This is a genomic window from Dictyobacter arantiisoli, assembly GCF_008326305.1.
Classification (GTDB): domain Bacteria; phylum Chloroflexota; class Ktedonobacteria; order Ktedonobacterales; family Ktedonobacteraceae; genus Dictyobacter; species Dictyobacter arantiisoli.
The window spans coordinates 1-2,815 of the sequence record NZ_BIXY01000194.1 but is presented as its reverse complement, the minus strand read 5'-3'; the positions used below and the strand labels follow the sequence as shown (position 1 = coordinate 2,815).

General features: G+C 49.2%; 1 protein-coding gene and 1 CRISPR repeat array. The gene reads left to right on the top strand.

Annotated elements, in window-relative coordinates:
- The first annotated feature begins 71 nt into the window (after nt 1-71).
- Nucleotides 72-1,181 carry a CRISPR-associated protein Csx3 gene (locus F1593_RS27655; protein ID WP_149404775.1) on the top strand — a complete coding sequence of 370 codons (1,110 nt, stop codon included), beginning with the start codon at nt 72-74 and terminating at the stop codon, nt 1,179-1,181.
- Between the two features lie 441 nt (nt 1,182-1,622).
- A CRISPR array of direct repeats spans nt 1,623-2,623; the repeat unit is 37 nt; unit sequence GTTGCAGAGCGATCGATCCGTTTGAGGATCCTGTAAG.
- Between the last annotated feature and the right edge of the window lie 192 nt (nt 2,624-2,815).

Below are 2,815 nucleotides of genomic sequence, written 5' to 3'. Positions count from 1 at the left end.
ATATGTTAAGGTACATCCAAGCCATTTCTCGCTTTCATAGGTGCGTAATGATTTTCCTATTTTAGCAAGATATGGCTCCTTTTTTTACTCTTTCGGGACTTTCGGGTACACCAAAAAGCCCTGACGTCATTCGAGCTTGCCTGGATGGAGAAGGGAACTGGTCGCAAGAAAGTCATCCTGATACCGTGAGCCAGATTCGGCTGAAAATTGAGACAGCCTGGCCCGACAGCTTTATCGAGCGTATCTCCCAGGATATCGAACATCGCTGTTTGCCCTTTCTTATAGATATGGGTGGGCGACCGCGTGGCACACAACTTGATCTTTTCCGCCGTTGCACACACGCTATCTTGCTCTTGAGAGAAGATAAGCCTGACGACACTCTCATGTGGCAGCACTTTATTGAGGAGAATGGCGTTATCCCGTTGGCCCAACTTCACTCGATCCTGTCCGGGCAGACACAAGTAACCAGGCAATCGCCTGTCCTGGAGGGAACCGTCAGCGGCTTAGAACGGCAGCGTACGGATAGGGCACATGGACCGGCCTTTGATCAATTGGTCGAGCGTGTCGCCACATTATTTGGTTCATACACCGCTCAGGATCTGGAGCGTGTCCATTTTGAAAAAGCGCCTGGTGATCTCATTAATCTCAGCACCTTTCTTGCAGCGGGAACACGCTGGCAGCCAGAGATCTTGTCCTTTTTTCTGACGCAACTGCCAACGCATACTCCACTGGCCCTGTATGGAGTGGCTCCCAACTGGGTCTACGCTGCTGTAGCGGCCTCTACAGGCCAGCAACCCCTCTATCAATTTGATCCCAAGCTTCCATTTGGCTGGGTACAACCTCTCGCCGTAGCCACCAGCCCGGACCAACATCCTGATGTTCAGTCTATGCTCGTTACAGAGCCTGAAGGAACCATTCTCAGCATCCAGATTCCGAACACGCGCCTGGAATACTTCCAGCCAGAACCCTTTCCGCTCCCCCCGGTGCCCTCCGAGCGAGGACTGATTATCAATGGCAGGCTTCCTTACTGGTTATTGACCGCCGTCATCCGCCATTTCCGGGATCAACGGCTCCCCTGGCTGGCCACCTATTATGCACCATTGAGCCAGGCCATCGTTGTGTATTCTCGAACTGATGACCATCATCCAGGCGACCTGCTCGCCATGCCCACCCACAAATAAAAGCAGAAGAGAAAGGAAACCCAAAAGTGAGAGTAATACTGGTTGTAGCGACGCTAGATAGTATCAAAAGCATCAATACATCAGTATTACTCTATTGAAAGACTTTGAAGAACACAGACAACCCTCTAAAAACAGGCTTCACAGAGCAGCACTTCGAAAATCGCCAGCCACCATCAAAGCATCCCTCATAATTAGGACAGAAATCCGCCCTGATTGGCCGCCTGGCACCATGTATCAGGCATGATGAATAGATTGAACGTGCAAAAGTGCATCCGAAAATCCTACCGTGATAGTGCACAAAAATCGATTTTCGAAAAAGCTTGACCACAGCCCCAAAATCGCGTATAACAAGAGAGAACACGTAGCTCTCAGAAGCCAAAACAAGGGCCTTGTTCAAACCGCAGGTCATATGTGCCAAAAAAAACGCGCACGCCACCCGCGGTTGCAGAGCGATCGATCCGTTTGAGGATCCTGTAAGCATTGGACTGGTTTTGAGAAAGTTAGTTGTTGCGCAGTTGCAGAGCGATCGATCCGTTTGAGGATCCTGTAAGAGTCAAAATAAGCCGGTTTAATCCCGCTCCACGCGGTTGCAGAGCGATCGATCCGTAAGAGGATCCTGTAAGTGGTTGGACTTCGCCATCGTCCTCACTGGCATCAGTGCGTTGCAGAGCGATCGATCCGTTTGAGGATCCTGTAAGGATACGCAAACTCAATAATTGTTAGCGTGTTTCGTACTGTTGCAGAGCGATCGATCCGTTTGAGGATCCTGTAAGCAAAAAAGTTGCCACAGTTTGGGCAAATTATCGGTTCAGTTGCAGAGCGATCGATCCGTAAGAGGATCCTGTAAGCACGAGGATCGGCGTGTACCCGTTCCACTATAGATGGTGAGTTGCAGAGCGATCGATCCGTTTGAGGATCCTGTAAGCATTGAATTCAATACTCCAATCATTGAACATGGAGAGTTGCAGAGCGATCGATCCGTAAGAGGATCCTGTAAGCCAAATTTTACTTCTTACTTCTCTATTAGAAACAAAAGTTGCAGAGCGATCGATCCGTAAGAGGATCCTGTAAGCGGCCCGTATCTCCATGCAACAAGATTTCTTTTTGCTGTTGCAGAGCGATCGATCCGTAAGAGGATCCTGTAAGTTCAGCGATGGTTGTCAATTTCCCCTTTGGTTTATCGTTGCAGAGCGATCGATCCGTTTGAGGATCCTGTAAGACGATAGTCTCCAGGTAAACAATCCCTTGTTGTTGCCAGGTTGCAGAGCGATCGATCCGTTTGAGGATCCTGTAAGAGTGTAGGATTGTGACGCCTGGCTGCTCATCCTCAGTTGCAAAGCTATCGATCCGTAGGAGGATCCTATAAGCAATCTCTGCGGCTTCAAATTGCATCTGTGCTAATTCTGTTGCAGAGGTGTCGATCCGTGAGAGGATCCTGTAAGATGATCTGGCTCTCGCTGAAAAAGAAGCCGACGCGATGTTGCAGCGGGAACGATCCGTGTGAGAATAATTGTTTATGCTAGTCAGCAAGCTACCCATTTGTTACACTTGAAACTACCCACACGAGTGGTCCTCTGCAAAACCTGTTAAGGTTTCAAGCTACCCACTTGTTAAGCATGCTGACCAGCCACAAA

Bases quoted from the DNA above. Each gene is read 5' to 3' on its own strand.
- F1593_RS27655 (WP_149404775.1), top strand. From the start codon at position 72: ATGGCTCCTTTTTTTACTCTTTCGGGACTTTCGGGTACACCAAAAAGC.